This is a genomic window from Asanoa siamensis (assembly GCF_016862555.1).
Classification (GTDB): domain Bacteria; phylum Actinomycetota; class Actinomycetes; order Mycobacteriales; family Micromonosporaceae; genus Asanoa; species Asanoa siamensis.
This window is the reverse complement of sequence record NZ_BONE01000017.1, coordinates 20,860-37,562: the sequence shown is the minus strand read 5'-3', so window position 1 is coordinate 37,562 and position 16,703 is coordinate 20,860. Positions and strand designations below refer to the sequence as shown.

11 protein-coding genes are annotated in these 16,703 nt (G+C 74.0%); 4 read left to right on the top strand and 7 right to left on the bottom strand.

Features of this window, described 5'->3' with window-relative positions; all coding sequences use genetic code 11:
- Positions 1–88 precede the first annotated feature (88 nt).
- Positions 89–406 carry a hypothetical protein gene (locus tag Asi02nite_RS12625; protein ID WP_203712736.1) on the top strand — a complete coding sequence of 106 codons (318 nt, stop codon included), beginning with the start codon at positions 89–91 and terminating at the stop codon, positions 404–406.
- On the opposite strand, the gene Asi02nite_RS12620 is transcribed toward Asi02nite_RS12625, so the two are convergent.
- Positions 382–1,335: a hypothetical protein gene (locus Asi02nite_RS12620; RefSeq protein ID WP_203712734.1), complete on the bottom strand. Its 954-nt coding sequence runs from the start codon at positions 1,333–1,335 to the stop codon at positions 382–384. The two genes, Asi02nite_RS12625 and Asi02nite_RS12620, sit on opposite strands and share 25 nt — an antisense overlap.
- 184 nt (positions 1,336–1,519) lie before the next feature.
- On the opposite strand from Asi02nite_RS12620, the gene Asi02nite_RS12615 reads away from it, so the two are divergent.
- The 3 genes from Asi02nite_RS12615 to Asi02nite_RS12605 all read left to right on the top strand — a co-directional run bounded on the left by Asi02nite_RS12615 (position 1,520) and on the right by Asi02nite_RS12605 (position 4,960).
- Positions 1,520–2,539 carry a hypothetical protein gene (locus Asi02nite_RS12615; protein WP_203712732.1) on the top strand — a complete coding sequence of 340 codons (1,020 nt, stop codon included), beginning with the start codon at positions 1,520–1,522 and terminating at the stop codon, positions 2,537–2,539.
- A 451-nt stretch (positions 2,540–2,990) separates the two neighbouring features.
- Entirely contained in the window at positions 2,991–3,677 is a 687-nt protein-coding gene (locus Asi02nite_RS12610; RefSeq protein WP_203712730.1) for a Crp/Fnr family transcriptional regulator, read from the top strand.
- Positions 3,678–3,700: 23 nt separating this feature from the next.
- Positions 3,701–4,960 carry a hypothetical protein gene (locus Asi02nite_RS12605; RefSeq protein ID WP_203712728.1) on the top strand — a complete coding sequence of 420 codons (1,260 nt, stop codon included), beginning with the start codon at positions 3,701–3,703 and terminating at the stop codon, positions 4,958–4,960.
- Positions 4,961–4,963: 3 nt separating this feature from the next.
- Here the strand turns inward: Asi02nite_RS12605 and Asi02nite_RS12600 are convergent, their stop codons facing one another.
- The 6 genes from Asi02nite_RS12600 to Asi02nite_RS12575 form a co-directional block, all read right to left on the bottom strand.
- The gene (locus Asi02nite_RS12600; RefSeq protein WP_239126671.1) at positions 4,964–6,601 is read right to left on the bottom strand and encodes an ABC-F family ATP-binding cassette domain-containing protein; all 1,638 of its coding nucleotides are present in this window, start codon (positions 6,599–6,601) and stop codon (positions 4,964–4,966) included.
- Positions 6,602–6,603: 2 nt separating this feature from the next.
- A complete protein-coding gene (locus tag Asi02nite_RS12595; protein ID WP_203712726.1) occupies positions 6,604–8,229 on the bottom strand; it encodes an ABC-F family ATP-binding cassette domain-containing protein in 1,626 nt (541 codons plus the stop codon).
- A gap of 252 nt (positions 8,230–8,481) precedes the next feature.
- Positions 8,482–9,810: a M1 family metallopeptidase gene (locus Asi02nite_RS12590; RefSeq protein ID WP_203712724.1), complete on the bottom strand. Its 1,329-nt coding sequence runs from the start codon at positions 9,808–9,810 to the stop codon at positions 8,482–8,484.
- On the bottom strand, positions 9,780–13,709 hold the full coding sequence (locus Asi02nite_RS12585; RefSeq protein WP_203712722.1) for a Pls/PosA family non-ribosomal peptide synthetase: 3,930 nt from the start codon (positions 13,707–13,709) through the stop codon (positions 9,780–9,782). The genes Asi02nite_RS12590 and Asi02nite_RS12585 overlap by 31 nt, the downstream gene beginning before the upstream one ends.
- 470 nt (positions 13,710–14,179) lie before the next feature.
- A complete protein-coding gene (locus Asi02nite_RS12580; RefSeq protein ID WP_203712720.1) occupies positions 14,180–15,484 on the bottom strand; it encodes an MFS transporter in 1,305 nt (434 codons plus the stop codon).
- A 105-nt stretch (positions 15,485–15,589) separates the two neighbouring features.
- Entirely contained in the window at positions 15,590–16,669 is a 1,080-nt protein-coding gene (locus Asi02nite_RS12575) for a glycoside hydrolase family 19 protein (RefSeq protein WP_203712719.1), read from the bottom strand.
- Between the last annotated feature and the right edge of the window lie 34 nt (positions 16,670–16,703).

The window sequence follows — 16,703 nt, the reverse complement described above, 5'->3', positions numbered from 1 at the left end:
GCGTCCCAGAGGAGGCTGCGTCAATCGCAAGCAATTCCCTGGCTTGACAGCGGCGTTTCGCCTCGGTCAATTCCGAAAGGGGTGCACGGTGGGTGCTGCTGAGACGAAGTCCCACGAATGGGACTTCATGCACGGTGCCGGCGGCGGATTGCCGCACCCACGCGAACAGGTCGCCCTCGACGCGGAGATCGACGCGGGGCTGACGCGGCTGGTGGCGGGAGCGGTGCGCGCCATCGGCGACCGCGTCGCACGTGGGCAGTCGCCGGCGGCGGTCGTCGCCGACGTCGTCGCCACGATGTTCGGTGGTCTCGCGGACAGGTCCACCGTGGACAGGATCGTCGCGCTCGCCCTGCGGATCGTCGAGGAGACCGCGGCCGGCCGTCAGGGTGCCCAGCCGACGCCGTAGCCCCGGCCCTCGCGGAGTTGCCGGAAGCTCTCGACCACCTCGCCCACGCCGTCGATCTCCAGCCGCGGGTGCCGGCGGGTCGGGTCGTCCAGCAGCCCCGGCGGCACCCCGTTCAGGCGCCACACGGACGCCGGCCGGCGGTTGTCGGCGAACCTGACCTTGACCAGCCCGTACTCGCACGGGTCGAGGGGAATGATCACGTAGCGGTGGCGGATCCGTTGGCCTGGTGGCACCCGGAAGTGCACGCAGAGCCGGTGCTCGCGGTCCCGGGGCAGCACGCCGGGCAGGGCGAGCGTGACCGCGACGTGGCGGTTGCCGTTGCCGCGCGCGACGGCGCTGATGCGGGCCCCGTACAGCACGTCCACGGCGACCTCGCCCGCGTCCGGCTCCCCGTCCGGCGGTCGGGGCAGGTCCAGCCGGACCACGATCTCGGGCAGGTCCCTGGTGGCGACGATGGTCCGCGTCTCGTACAGCTCGGGGGTGGGCGTGTCGAGCCGCAGGAGGGTCTCCAACGTCCGGACGCGCCAGCCCGAGTCGGACCCGGCCGCGTGCCGCGCCGCCCAGCCCGCCTCGGCCGCCGCGACGAGGATCTCGGTGGCCTCGTCGGTGCGCCGGCGGGCGGTCCGCGCGTCGTACTGCTGCTCCGCGCTCAGGGTGGCCTGCCGGTCGGTGAGATCGTCGTGCGCGTGGTCCGGGTCCAGCGCGAACGCGAGTTGGACGACGCGGACGACGTTCGCGGACTGGTCGCTGACGAACGACAGCAGCGTCGCGCTGACCCGCTCCCGGATCACCCTGTCGGAGTCGGCCGGCGTCGTCCCGCACAGCTCGTGCAGCCGCGGCCCGACGCGAGCGCCGAGATCGCGGCTCTGCAGGCCGCGCCGTTGCCGAAGCCGGACGAGCTCCGCACGTAGATCATCCTGAAGGGACACTGCCGACTATAGGCGTGGTCAGCCCATGGCCAGAGACTCGGCCAGAACGAGGCCAGTGCGCGGCGGTGGGGTCATCCAGGATTGATCAGCCACCGCGCGGTGGACCGCCGTCCGGTTCAGGTCGGACGGGAGCCGCGGGATCCGGCCCGATCGCCAATCTTCTGACTCCTTCGAGAGGACCATTGTGGGCTCCATAGAACTCTGTCCGGCGCGGAGCGATCCCGTCGACGTCCGACTACTAGCCGGGCGCGGTGACCTCGCGGCCACGGCCCGCACGGCCGATCCCGCCGAGCGCCGCCGGCTGACCGCGGGTGCCTGGACGCTGGCCTGGCCGGTCGTCTACCAGAAGGTGACACAGCCGATCGAACGCCGGCGCGGGCACTACGTGTGCGCGATCGCCCTGACCCGACTGTCCGACGAGTGCGTCGACGGCTTCCACGACGACGTCGAGGCGGTCGTCGGCGACCTGCTGACGCATGCCACGGAACCGATCCGGGACGTGGAGGCCTGGATGGCGAGCCGGGTCCGCGCGGTGACCGTGGACGCGCACCGCCGGCGGCGGGGGAGCAGGGGAGCGCTGCAGCGCCCCCGGGTGCCGGTCTGGCTCGCGGACGCGTTGGGGCACGACGCGTGGTTGACGGCGCTCGCCAAGGAGATCCTCACCTGGGTCGGCGGCACTGCCAGCGCCGGCACCGACCTGTGGCCGCTGGAGACGTGGGCGGCGCGCCGGGTCGCCGCGACGGGGGACTGGCAGGCGAGCGACAAGGCCACCGTCACGCGCGACGTCGAGCGGGTGCTCGCGGCGATGCGACGACGACCGCTCTGGTACGAGAAGTACGTGCGGCGTCCACTGCTCGCACGGCCCGCGCCGGTCGCGCCGACGCCGGTCGACGACCCGGAGCACCCGGCCGTCGTGGCGGCCGGCGGCGAGGTCGACGAGGCGGTGCTCACCGCGCTCGCCGCGGCCGGCGTCGAGGCGCTCGCCGACGCGTTCCGGCGCGGGGCCGACCCGGCGGAGGCCGTCACGCGCATCGTCACCGCCGTGTTCGGGGAGGGCACGGCGTACGAGGATCTCGCGCGGGTGCCCGGCACAGCGACGGCGTACGACGAGCAGGTCCCGGCGCTACTCGCGGACCCGGCCGTGGTCGGCCGGATCGTCCGGGCCGTCCACCGGATCGTGCGGGACCTCGACGGTCGCCTCTAAGGCGCGTCGGCGGGCGTCGAGGGCCTCGGCGACAGCTTCGGGGCGGGCGCCCGCGGCGACGGCCGCACGCGAAGCGTCGCGCAGCTCCGCTTCGAGCAGTTGGCGGAGCTCCGCGCGCTGCGCCGGCGACAGATTCACCGGCACCGCGGGCTGGTTCGCTGGACGGTCACGGGATCATTCTGCACGATCATGCCGACACCTCCGTCGCACAACGGCCGCACTGGACGTACCGTTGCTTCCTGACGGACAGCACCGGCCACATCGCCAAGGGTCGTCGGCGCGCGGGCGTCCGTCAATGCGACTCCATGGTGCCACCTCCCGCCGTTTCCCCGGTACCGCGACGGCAAAAGACCGGGTTGACGGCATTCGAACCTGATGTCGGCGGGCGGAATCCGGCAAAAGGCGGAATCGCCCTTTCCCAGGGCGAGGCGCGTGCGCTGAAATGTCTTTCGTGGGGCCGCGCGAGTGGCACACCTACGCACCCGGGTCGTTCGTCGGGCGGCTGCGCGCGCCCGAGCGGGAGGCCCTGTTCCGGCTGGGCACCACGAGGGAGCTCACGGCCGGCCGGCATCTGCTCGTCGAGGGCCGCACCGACGGCCACGTCGAGGTGATCCGGCGGGGCTACGTCAAGGTCACCACCCTGGTCGGGGGAGTGTCCCGCCTGCTCGCGATCAGGCTGGCCGGCGACATCGTCGGCGAGTTCGCCGCCATCACGGGGCAGGGCCGCTCGGCGACCGTGACCACCTGTGGTCCGGTGGTGTCGACCGTGGTCGGCCGGGTGGCGTTCCTGCGCTTCATCGACGCGCACCCGCGGGCCGCCTCCCAGGTGACCGCGACGGTGGGCGAGCGGCTGCGCTGGGCGAACGCGCGGCGGTCCGAGTTCTCGGCGTTCCCGGTGCACGTCCGGCTCGCGCGGGTGCTCAGCGACATCGCGACGAGCTGCGGCGAGCGGGCCGACGACGGCGTGCACATCGCCGTCGAGCTGAACCAGGCGGAGCTCGCGGCGCTGGTCGGCGCGGCGGAGGACACGGTCCAGCGGGCCCTGCGGATGTTGCGCGACCTCGGCGTGATCGGGACGGGCTACCGGCACATCACCGTGCGCAACCTGGCCGCGCTGCGCGGCCTGGCCGACCGCTGACCGGCTGTCCGTCAGAACCGGGCATGACCATCGGTCCGATCGACGACCTGGGCGACGCCGACCTGCTGGAGCGCCGGCAGCTCGTGGCGCTGCGGGCGCGGGGTGACGTCGGCACCACCCCGGTCGGCGGCGTGCGCTGCGGGCGGCCGCTCGTCTATCCGATCGCGGCGGACGACCTGCCCCCACCGCTGCGGCTGCGGGCCGAGGTGAGCGGCGAGCAGCACGTCGGCGTCCTCTTCGCGTTCGACCTGGAACGCCTACCCGACGGGGACCGGTACGTCTCGGCGCGGTTCGAGGTCGCGCTCACGGAACCGGAGGCCATGGCCGTACGGGTCGACGCGGACGCCGACACGCTCGGCGTGACCTACGAGGCGACGCCCGCGACCGCGGTGGCGACCCGGACGATCGCCGCGGCGGAGCGACGGCCCGGTTGGCTCCGCCGGCTCGCCGGGCGGGAGCGCGCGCCCCGCGCCTGGGTCGCCGGCGTGCAGACGTCCCGGTTCGCCTGGGTCCACGAGGACCCGCGGGGCGATCTGCTGCTCCCGCGCCACTACGGCATGCACGCGGTGCTGGCCCTGCCGGCCGGCGCGCGGCAGGTCGCCGGGACGATCGGCGTCCAGGTCGAGGTGGCCGCCCGGCGGGGACGGGTGACGAGCGCCCGGGAGCACGTCGCGTTCGCCGAGCCCTGCGGCCTGGGAGCGCCGGCGCCCGCACCGGCCGACGCGGCGGCGGTGCGGCTGTGCATGGCCGCCGACGTCGTGGGCTACAGCCGCCGCCGGAACGCGGCCACCGAACGGATCCAGGCCGACATCGTCGCGCTGCTCGGCCGCGCGCGGCGGGCCGCGGGGATCGCCGACGGTGCCGTGCGACCCCAGCCGCAGGGCGACGGCCAGTTCACCGTGCTGCCGGTCGGCATCGACGAGTCGGCGGTCATCCCGCGGCTGCTGGCCGAGCTGGATCGCGGGCTGCGTGCGCTCAACGCGCACGCCGACGACCGGATGCGCATCCGGGTCGCACTCCATCGTGGACTGGTCAAGGAGGGTGCCAACGGCTGGATCGGCAACGCACCGATCGCCGTGCACCGCATCCTGGACAGCCCGCCGCTGCGCGCCGCCCTCCACGCGCATCCGCGGGCCGACTTCGTGCTCGGCGTGCCGGACGTGCTCTACCGCGACGTCTTCGTCCACGCCGAGGAACGCCCGCGCTGCGACGAGTTCACCGCCATGACCGTCGAGCTGCCGGAGAAGGGCTTCGTGGAGCACGCCTGGCTCTACGTGGGCTAGGCGCTACACCAGCCGCAGCTCCCGACCCGGCCAGCGGGAGCGGAGCCAGCGGTCGTGGCTCGCGACGACGATCGCGCCGGGGCCCGGGCCCAGCGCGTCCTCCAGCTCGTCGCAGAGCCGCGGTGAGAGGTGGTTGGTCGGCTCGTCGAGCAGCAGCAGGTCCGGCGGGTCCGCCACCAGCAACGCCAGGGCGAGGCGGCGGCGCTGGCCGACCGAGAGGTGGCCGACCGGGCGGTCCAGGTCCGCGGCGCCGAGCAGCCCGAGCGCGAGCAGCGGGACGGACTCGGCGCGGTCGGCACCGAGCGCGGCCGCGTAGGTCTCCCGCGCCGTGCGGTCCGGCCGGTCCACGACGGTGTCCTGGGTGAGCAGGCCGACCCGCAGGCCAGGGCGCCGGCGCAGGGCCCCGGTGGCGTCGAGCCGGCCGGCCAGCACCGCGAGCAGCGTCGACTTTCCCGCCCCGTTCGGCCCGGTGACCAGCAGACGGTCGGTGGCCGGGACGTCGAGCCGGTCGAGCACGAGCCGGCCGGGCACGCGGACGTCCCGCAGCGACACGAGCAGCCCGTCCACCGTGTCGCGGGCCTGCGCCGGGATCCGCAGCCGGAGCGGTTCCGGTGGCCGCTCGACCCGGACGCGTTCCAGCTCGTCGAGCCGGCGGGCGGCGTCGCGTACCCGCCGGGCGACCTGGTTCTGCACCCGCCCGGCGGTGTGCCCGTAGCCCATCTTCTCGTTGTCACGCCGGACCCGCCCCGGCGCGACCTCGTGCGCGGTCACCTCGACGGACCGCCGCAGCTCGGCGATCTCGGCCTGCTCCTGCGCGAAGCGGCGCTGCCAGCGTTCCCGCTCGGCCCGCTTCGCGGCCTGGTAGGCGGTGTAGCCGCCCCCGTAGCGGGTCGTGCCCTCCACGGCGGGGTCGAGGTCGACCACGTCCGTGCAGACCGCGTCGAGGAACGCCCGGTCGTGGCTCGCCACCACCACGACACCGGGCAGCCCGCGAAGCTGCTGCTCCAGGAAGGCCGCGGCGTCGTCGTCGAGATGGTTGGTGGGCTCGTCGAGCAGCAGCGCCGTGGGCCGCCGCACCAACAGGGCGGCCAACGCGACCCGGCCACGTTGCCCGCCGGACAGCGATGCGAGCGTCCGGTCGCGGGCGAGCGCGCCGAGGCCGAGACCGGCCAGCGTCAGCTCGGCGCGCCGGTCGGCGTCCCACGCCTCGGTGGCCTGCGCGCGGTCGAGCCGGTCGCCGTAGGCGGCGAGCAGGCCGGCGTGCTCCTCCGCGTCCTGCGGGGTCTGCGCCAGCGCGCCGGCGAGCCGGTCCAGCTCGGCCAGGTCCGCACGCGCCTCGCGCAACGCGTCGGCGAGCACGTCGTCGACTGTGGACGATGGGTCGAACGGCATCTCCTGGTGCAGGAAACCCAGATCCGGCGGGCGTACGACGGTCCCGGAGTCGGGTTCGTCCGCCCCGGCGAGCAGCCGGAGCACAGTGGACTTGCCGGCGCCGTTCTCGCCGATCAGCCCGATCCGCCGGCCGGGCGCGGCGGTGAGCGAGAAGCCGTCCAGCACCCGGCGGGTGCCGAGCGTGCGGACCAGGTCGTGGGCGAGCAGGGCGGAGCCGGCCCCGCGGGACGGGGCGGTCGGTGGCAGCACGGTCAGTCGACGTCCGGTGCGCCGGTCTCCAGCAGGCGCCCGTCGGAGAGCCGGAGCCAGCGGTCGACCTTGATCTCCGTGAGGAACCGTTCGTCGTGGCTGACCACCAGCAGCGCGCCCTCGTACGCGTGCAGTGCGCTCTCCAACTGGCCCACGCTGACCAGGTCGAGGTTGTTGGTCGGCTCGTCGAGCAGCAGCAGGTGCGGCGCCGGCTCGGCACCGAGCACGCAGGCCAGGGTGGCGCGCAGCCGCTCGCCGCCGGAGAGCACGCCGACCGGCAGGTGGGCGCGGGGACCGCGGAACAGGAAGCGGGCGAGCAGGTTCATCCGCTGCGCGTCCGGGGTCCGCGGCGCGAACGCGGCCAGGTTCTCGGCCACGGTGCGGTCGAGATCCAGCAGGTCCAACCGCTGCGACAGGTACGCGACGCGGCCGTCGGCGCGCTTGACCTGGCCGCCCTCGGGCGCCAGATCGCCGCTGACCAGACGGAGCAGGGTGGACTTGCCGGCGCCGTTGGGGCCGAGCAGGGCGATCCGTTCCGGCCCGCGGATCGTCAGGTCGACGCCGTCGCCGGCGAACAGCGACCGCACCCGCAGGCCCGCACCGGTGACCAGCGTGCGGCCGGCCGGCACGTTCGTGTCGGGCAGCTCCAACGACAACTTCTGCTCGTTGCGCAGCGCCCGCCCCGCCTCGTCGAGCCGCGCCCTGGCCTCGTTGACGCGCGCGGAGTGCGTCTCGTTCGCCTTGCCCGCGGACTCCTGCGCGTCCCGCTTCATGGTGCCGGCGAAGATCTTCGGCAGGCCGGCGTTCTTGAGGTTGCGGGAGGCGTTGCTGGCCCGCCGCGCCGCCCGCTCGCGGGCCTCCTGCATCTCCCGCTTCTCGCGCTTGAGCTCCTGCTCGGCGTTGCGGACGTTCTTCTCCGCCACCTCCTGCGCGGCCCGCACCGACGCCTCGTACGCGGTGAAGTTCCCGCCGAAGAGCCGGACCTCGCCGCGGTCGAGCTCGGCGATGCGGTCCATCCGGTCGAGCAGCGCCCGGTCGTGGCTGACCAGCAGCAGGCAGCCGTTCCACTGCTCCAGCACGTCGTAGAGCTGGTGCCGGGCCGCGAGGTCGAGGTTGTTGGTCGGCTCGTCCAGCAGCAGGACGTCGGGCCGCTTCAACAGCTGCGCCGCCAGGCCGAGCGAGACGACCTGGCCGCCGCTGAGCGTGTGCAGCCGCCGGTCGAAGGCGAGGTCGCGCAGGCCCAGCCGGTCGAGCTGGGCGCGGGTCCGCTCCTCGATGTCCCAGTCGTTGCCGATCGTGGTGAAGTGCTCCTCGGCGGCGTCGCCGGACTCGATGGCGTGCAGCGCCCGGATCAGCGGAGCGATCTCGAGGACCTCGGCCACGGTCAGGTCACCGACCAGGGGCAGGCTCTGCGGAAGGTAGCCGAGCACGCCCTGGACCGAGACGGACCCGGCGCTGGGCCGGTACTCGCCGGCGATCAGCTTGAGCAATGTGCTCTTTCCGGCACCGTTCGGCGCGACCAGCCCGGTGCGGCCGCCACCGATGGTGCAGGACAGGTTCTGGAAGACCGGTGTGTCGTCCGGCCAGGAGAAGGTCAGGTTCGAGCAGACGATGAACGCATCGGACATCGGAGAAGCAACCTCGGATGTGAGGGCAGGCGGACGCTGGCCGCCCGACAGGGGGACATGGCCTCGAGAAACGACGAAAGGGCCACGGCGATCGCGCTCACAGGCGCGGCCGGTGGCCGGTCACATGTCCGGTCTCACCCGGAGATGTCGTCGTCACCCACCATGTCTCGTCTCCCTGCTTGTCCGTCAACCGCAACCACCGTAGCACCGGGCCCGGCGCGTCAGCCGTCGGCGTGATCGAGGCTGACTCCCTCAGGACGGATTCGCCGGCGGCAGGGTCGGTTCGTACAGCCACGCGGTGAACAGTGCGTCGAGCGGCACGGCCGTGTGGCGGCGCGCCATCGTCGTGAACGCCTCCGTGGTCACCGTGCCGTGCTGGTGGGTGCGCGACCAGTCCCGTACCAGCGCGAAGAACGTCGCGTCGCCCATCGCCAGGCGCAGGGCGTGCAGGGTCAGGGCGCCGCGCTGGTAGACCCGGTCGTCGAACATGCGCCGTTCCCCCGGGTCGGCCACCCGCAGGTCCTGCGGGAGGCCGACCAGCAGGCGCCGCGACCGGGCCGCGTGCACCCGGGCCGGCTCACCGCCGGACAGCTCCGACCAGAGCCACTCCGCGTACTTCGCGAAGCCCTCGTTCAGCCAGATGTGGCGCCAGTCGGCCACGGTCAGGCTGTTGCCGAACCACTGGTGCGCGAGTTCGTGGGCGACGAGGCGCTCGGACCCGCGGCGCCCGTCGACGTGGTTGGCGCCGAAGATCGACAGTCCGTGCGCCTCGACCGGCACCTCGAGCTCCTCGTCGACCACGACGACGGCGTACTCGCCGAACGGGTACGGCCCGAAGACGCGCGCGAAGGTCGTCATCATCTCCGGCTGTCGGGCGAAGTCGTGCGCCATCGGGCTGACCAGCCGCGGCGGCACGGCCGCGCGCTGCGGCACCGGGCCGGCGGCGAGGTCGACCAGGGCGTACCGTCCGATCTGGACGGTGGCGAGGTAGGTGGGCATCGGCGCCGGCTGCTCGTACACCCAGGTGGTTCTGTTGGCCCGGGTCTCGCGTGACGCGAGGCGCCCGTTGGCGACGACGGTGTGCCGCGCCTGTGCCGTCACCGCGATCCGATAACTGGCTTTGTCGGCCGGGTGGTCGTTGCACGGGAACCAGGACGGCGCGCCCGTCGGCTGGCTCGCGACCAGCGCGCCGTCGTCGAGCCGCTCCCACCCGAGGTCGCCCCAGCGACTGGGGATCGGCTTGGGCGTGCCCGCGTAGCGCACCGTGACCGTGAACGGCGCACCGGCCGGCAGGGGCCGGGCCGGACGGATCCGCAGCTTGCCGGCACGGTGGCTGTGCCGGGCCGCCACGCCGTCGACCAGCACCTGGTCGACGCGGAAGATGCCGAGATCAAGGCTGATCTCCGGGAGCGTACGGTCGGCGACGGCGGAGATCGTCGCGCGGCCGGCGAGCCGGGCGGGACCGACCCGGTAGTCCAGGTCGAGGTCGTAGTGCGTCGTCCGGTAGCCGGTGTTGCCGTGCCTCGCGAGGTACGGCTCCGCCTTGGCGTTCACCCGCGGCGGGTCCGGTCCGCCGGCCACGCCGCGATCGGGTTGCCCAGCCACCGGCCGCCGCCCGGCACGGTCTCGCCGCGCATGACCAGCGACGCCGGTCCGACCGTGGCGTGTGCCCCCACCGCCGCGCCGGGCAGCACGATCCCGTGCGGGCCGAGCGTGGCGCCCTCCTCGAGAGTCACCTGGTCCATGCGCATGATCCGATCATGGAACAGGTGGGTCTGCACGACACACCCGCGGTTGACGGTCGCGCCGTCGCCGATGCGGATCAGGTCGGTCTCCGGCAGCCAGTAGCTCTCGCACCAGACGCCCCGCCCGATCCGCGCGCCGAGGGCCCGCAGCCACAGGCTCATCAGCGGGGTGCCGCCGACCGAGCCGGCGAGCCACGGCACCGCCAGCACCTCGACGAACGTGTCGGCGAGCTCGTTGCGCCAGACGAAGCTGCTCCACAGCGGGCGCTCGCCGGCCCGGAACGCCCCGACCAGCAGCCACTTCGCGCCGGCGGTGACCAGGCAGGCGACGAGGCCGGCGGCGAGCAGCAGCGGACCGCCCGCGACCAGCGCGGCGGCGTACCCGTACCCGTTGGCGAGGGCCTCGAACGCCGCGAGGGTGAGGACGGCCAGCGCCACCGCGCACATGACCGGGACGACCCGGCACAGCTCGACGGCGGCGCGCGCGAGCATCAGGCGGTTCGGCGGGTCGAACGTCCGGCTCTGGTCGCCCTCGTCCACGGCGCGCGGCACCCGCATCGGCGGCATGCCGAGGTAGGAGCTGCCCGCCTTGGCCTTCTTCGGGGTCGCCGACAGCACGCCGACGAGTCCGCGGTTCGGCACGGCCCGGCCAGGTGCGGTCATGCCCGAGTTGCCGAGGAACGCCCGCTTGCCGACGCGGGCGGCGCCGAGCCGCAGCCAGCCACCGCCCAGCTCGTAGGAGGCGACCATGGTGTCGTCGGCGAGGAACGCGCCGTCGCCGACGGTGGTCATCGCCGGCACCGCGAGGACCGTCGACGCCTCGACCCGGCGGCCGACCCGCATGCCGAGCGCGCGCAGCCAGACGGGCGTGAACAGGCTCGCGTAGAGCGGGAACAGGCCCACCCGGGCCAGGCTCATGAGCCGCTCGGTCGCCCACGCCTGCCACGCGACCCGCCCGTGCACGGGGTGGTGACCGGCCCGCAGGCCGACGCTGAGCGCCCGCACGAACACCAGGATCAGCAGCGCGTACGCGGTCATCGCCGCGACGGTCGCGAGCGGCACACCGAGCAGCGCCTGGCCGAGGGCGGCCGGCAGCGTGGCGGCGTCGCGCACGAACCAGCCGAGCACCAGCAGCGCCGGAACGGCCGCGATCGCGGGGAGGAAGCCGAGCACGAGCGAGGTCAGCCCGTACGCGAGGGTCCACCGCGCCGCCCGCCCGGGGCGCTCCTGCGGCCAGCGGCGGGCCGCCCGGCCGGAGCGGCTCGCGGGGACACCGGCCCACCGTTCCGCCGCGGGCACCGAGCCGACCACGCCCGACCCGGGTGCGATCTCGGCCCGCTTGCCGATCCGCGCGCCGGGCAGCAGCGTGCTGCGCGCACCGACCGTCGCGCCGGCCCCGATCCGGATCCGCCCGACGTGCACCACGTCACCGTCGACCCAGTGCCCGGAGAGGTCCACCTCGGGCTCGACCGCCGCGCCCTGACCGATGCGGAGCATGCCGGTCACGGGTGGCAGGGAGTGCAGGTCGACGCCCGCCGCGATCTTCGCGCCGAGGGCGCGGGCGTACCAGGTGATCCAGACGCCGGCGAGGTTGGTCGCGCCGCTCGACGCCGCCAGCCGTTCGGCGGCCCACAGTCGCATGTGGACAGCGCCGCCGCGCGGGTAGCTGCCGGGCCGCAGGCCGCGCAGCAGCAGGCGGGCGCCGCCGGCCGCGAGCGCGATCCGGCCCGGGGGACTGATCAGCAGCAGCCAGCCGGCCAGCACCCACCACCAGGACACGGTGGGCGCCCAGGGGAAGGCGCCGACGTTGTTGACGGCGGCCAGCACCACGACCCAGCGCAGCCCGACGACGCCGAGCAGCGGGAGCATCAGGACGGTCTGGGCGATGCCCGTGCGCCGCGGCGTCGGGAGCACGACGCGCGTGGCGGCCTCGGCGGCCTCGAACTCGTCGAGCCGGCGCGCCAGCGCCCGCAGCGTCGGGTGCTGGTACACGTCGTTGACCGACGCGCTCGGGTAACGGCCGCGCAGCAGCGTGACGAGCTGCGCGGCGCTCAGGCTCGAGCCGCCCGAGGCGAAGAAGTCGTCGTCGGGGCCGGTGGGCGGGACGCCGAGGATGTCGCCCCAGCACTCGGCCAGCCAGCCCTGCGTGCCCTCCAGCTCCTCGCCGGCCTGCGGGGCATCCAGCTCCGGCAGCGGCCACGGCAGCGCGGCGCGGTCCACCTTGCCCGAGGTGCGGGTGGGCAGGCCGTCGACCACGGCGATCAGCGGCACCAGCGCGGCGGGCAGTGCGGCGCGCAGCCGGTCGACCGCCGCCGTCCGGTCGAACCCGGCGTCCGGCGCCGGCACGACGTACCCGACCAGGAGCTGGTTGCCGTGCCCGGTCGTGCGGACCGCGGCCGCCGCGGCGGCGACCCCCGGCAGCGCCTGCAGCGCGGCGTCGACCTCGCCGAGCTCGATCCGGCGCCCGCCCAGCTTGACCTGCTCGTCGCCGCGGCCGAGGAAGACGAGCCCTTCGGGCTCGGCCCGGACGAGGTCACCGCTGCGGTACGCGCGCGACCAGCCCAGCGACGGCAGCGGGGCGAACTTCTCCGCGTCCTTCTCGGCGTCCAGGTAGCGGGCCAGGCCCACGCCGCCGATGACGAGCTCGCCGACCTCGCCCATCGCGGCCGGGTGCCCCCACGGGCCCATGACCGCCAGCTCCCAGCCGTCGAGCGGGAGGCCGATGCGGACCGGACCCGTGCCGGTCAGCTGCGCGGCGCAGGCGACGACCGTGGCCTCGGTCGGCCCGTACGTGTTCCACACCTCGCGCCCCTCGACGGCCAGCCGCTCGGCGAGCTCGGGCGGGCAGGCCTCGCCGCCGAAGATGAGCAGCCGCACGTCGTCGAGGGCCTCGGCCGGCCACAGGGAGGCGAGGGTGGGCACAGTGGACACCACGGTGATCCGCTGCTCGACGAGCCACGAGCCGAGATCCATCCCGGCGCGCACGAGCGAGCGCGGCGCGGCGACGAGGCAGGCGCCGTGCCGCCAGGCGAGCCACATCTCCTCGCAGGAGGCGTCGAACGCGACCGACAGGCCGGCGAGCACCCGGTCGCCCGGGCCCATCGGCTCGTCGGTCAGGAAGAGCCGCGCCTCGGCGTCGACGAACGCGGCCGCGGAGCGGTGGGTCACCGCGACGCCCTTCGGCCGGCCGGTCGAGCCGGAGGTGAAGATGATCCAGGCGTCGTCGTCGGGCCCGGGCCGACGCGCCTCGCCGCGCGGATCGCGGCGCGGTGTCAGCGTGCGGTCGGGTCCGAGGACGGCGGACACGTCGGCTTCGGCGAACACGAGTTCGGCGCGCTCGTCCGGGTCGTCGGCGTCGACCGGCACGTACGCGGCGCCCGCGGCCAGCACCGCGAGGATAGAGACGTAGAGATCGACGGTGCCGGACGGCACGCGGACCCCGACGCGGTCGCCGACACCGATCCCGGCCGCGGCGAGCCGCTCGCACAACTCGCCGATCTCGGCTTCGAGGGCGCGGTAGGTGAGCAGCGTGACACCGTCGTCGAGGGCCGGAGCGGACGGATGCCGCTGGGCGGTTTCGGCGAGGATGTCCAGGAGGGTACGTGCGGGCGGGGTGCCTGCGCCGGCGTACAGCGCCGCCGGCGGCCCGGTGCGCGCGATCGGCGGCTCGACGGGTGGGGCTAGTGGTGCGCCGGGCGCCTCGACCAGATCGACGACAGCCAGGTTCCCGCGCATACTCCACCCTTCGACGGCCCGACCGAGGAGCTTAACGCAGCGTTAACGCTTGTCGTCCGGTTTGAGCCGACCCGGTGGCTGGCATCACAGGGGGTCGAACGGTCCGGGTGAAGGCGATCTCCGGGGGTGGCGGGCGGCCCGTGGGCGTGCCTGCACGACGTGGCGCCGGCTCTCGACCGGTTGCTGGACGCCGACGATCTCGCACGCCGGGCGCCGCTGCGTCGCCCGCGTACGACCAGGACCCGCTCGCCGCTGCGTGGGTCCACGCTGCTCGCCCTGGCCGGCTGCACCAGGGCGTGCTCGACAACGGCTTGCCCTACTACCGCCCGGTCGTGCTCGCCGAGCACCTGGGCCTGGCCGCCGGTGACCTCCGGTCCGCGGACCTGCCGGCTGTGCGGCGGGCCTTAGGGGAAGCCGCGCCTGCGTCCGGCCGAAGAGGACCGCCTGCGGCTCTCGCTCTCGGGCGTAGCTCAGCTCTTGACCGGGGCCACCTCCTCCACCTCGGCCGCGACGTCGGGGCGGGCGCGGCCGTCCTGCTCCGCCGTGATCACCCTGCGCAGCGATGCCGCCAGCAGTGCGGCCGTGAGGCAGCCGGCCACCGTGAGGGCGAGCCAGACCGAGCTGTGCCCGCCGCCGATCAGTGGGGCCGCGGTGACCGGGCCGACGATGCCGCTGATGCCCCAGACCATCGAACCCAGTGCGTTGAAGCGGCCGCGTAGCTCGTCGGTGGCCAGTGCGTTGAGCAGCGTCGGGTTGATCGGTGACAGCAGGGTCTCGCCGACCGCGAACACCGCGGCGCAGGCGATCACCCCCACCGCCGCCAGGGCGGCGTTGGTGCCGTCGACCGCGCCGGCCACGCCGAGGATCAGCCACGAGCCGGCCATGATCACGCCGACCACGGCCAGCAGGACGCTGCGGCTGCGGCCCTGGATGACCCGGACGACGAACAGTTGCGCCAGCACGATGACGAGGGTGTTCGCGGTGAACGCGTAGGCCACGACCTGCGGCCCGACCTGCGCCACGTCGATCGCGAAGGCGGTGAAGCCGACCTCGATCTGCGCGTAGCCACTGATCGTGAGCACCACGCTGAACGCCAGCAGTCGCCGGAAGCCGCGGTGCGCGAAGACCTCCCGGTAGCCCGGCTCGCGCCGCCGCGCCGTGGCCTCCCGGTCGCCGGTCACGACCGGGGACAGCCGTCGCCCGACGGCGGGCATCGTCAGCAGGTTGACGAACGGCACGAGGTAGAGCGCGGCGTCGATCAGGTAGATGACCTGGAAGGTGCCGGGGCGGTCCAGGTCGACGATCGCGCCGGCGATCACCGTGCCGGTGCCGATGCCGAGGTTGAGCAGCGCGAAGTTGAGGCCGAACGTCTTCTCCCGTTCGGCGCCGTCGGTCACCGACGCCAGGATCGTGGTCTGCCCCGCCCAGATCACGCCGCCGCCGACGCCGATCAGCGTGACGGAGAGGAACGCGTGCCAGTGGGTCTGTGCGAAGCCGACGCTGCCCACCCCGACCGCCTCGACGAGCAGCAACGGCAGCACGATCCGGCGGGCACCGAACCGGTCGACCGCCCAGCCACCCAGCGGCCCGATCGCCAGCGCGCAGACCGCCATCCACGCGATGATCAGGCCTGCCGTGCTCGCGGACACGTCCCTGACCTTGGTCAGGTAGATGAACATGAACGGCAGCGTCAGGCCCCGCCCGGTCGCCGAGAACAACGTCGCGGCCAGGAGTCGCCGCGCTTCGTATCGACGGGGGAGGACGTCAGCGAGCATGGCTCATCTTCACGCCCGGGTACGACAACTTTCCTCTCATTTACCGCGGGCGAGCCGACGCCCGGGTGCGACCGTGCGCCGCGCCCGGGCGTACGCGCGATGGTTCTAGCAGTAGAGGTTGTTCCCGGCGGGGACGCCGAGGATGCCGACGAACTGCTGGTAGCGGGTGACCCGGCTCTGGACCTGGCCGGGGTTGCCGCCGTTGCACTCGATCGAGCCGTTGATGCTGCGGATGGTCTGGCCGAAGCCGGCGCCGTTGACCATGGCGTTGTGTGCCGTCATCGTGCCGGGGCCGTTCTGGGTCATCCAGTACCAGATGCCGGTCTTCCAGGCGACCGCCGCGTCGTTCTGCACCAGCCACGGGTTCGTCAGCAGGGGCAGGCCGAGCGCGTTGCCGGCCGCGTTGTAGTTGAAGTTCCAGCTCAGCTGGATCGGCCCGCGACCGTAGTAGGCGGCCTGGCCGGCCGGGCACCCGTACGGCTGGTTCGGGTCGCAGTAGTGCGGGTAGTTCGCGGTGTTCTGCTCGACGATGTGGACGAGCCCGCCGGTCTCGTGGTGCACGTTGGCGAGGAAGGCCGCGGCTTCCTGGCGCTGGACGGTCGTGCTGCCGGTCTTCGCGAACGCCGGGTACGCGCTGAGCGCGGCGACCAGCCCCGAGTACGTGTAGAAGGAGTTCCGGCCCGGGAACATCTGGTTGAACTGTGCCTCGCTGACGACGAAGCCGCCCGTCGGCGGCGGGTGGGTGGGGCCGCCACCGCCGCAGGTGTAGGGCTCCCAGTACCAGGTGCTGATGATCGGGTCGTAGCCCGGGTTGTCGTGCTCGGCGATGTAGTACTGGCCGTTGGTGTAACGCACGACCGTGCCGGCCGCGTAGAAGGTGCCGGCGGCCCAGTTCGGGGCGTTGCAGCCGCCGCCGGGGTTGCCCGGGTTGCCGCCACCGCCGTCGCACGGGCCGAGGTCCTGCCACACGCCGGTGGTGCCGGGCGGGGCCTCGCCCTGCGTCCACCACTTGGCCTGGTAGTTGCGACCGTTGCGGGACGCCTGGTTGCCGCCCCAGTAGACGGTCGACGCCTGCCAGGCTGCCGTACACGCGGCGGCCGACGCCGCCGTCGCGGGGATGATCGCGACCAGTCCACCGGCGACGACCATGGCCAGGGCCACGAGAACGGCACGCAGTCTCGACATGCGATCACTCCTTTCTGGAGGGTGCTCCGGACCG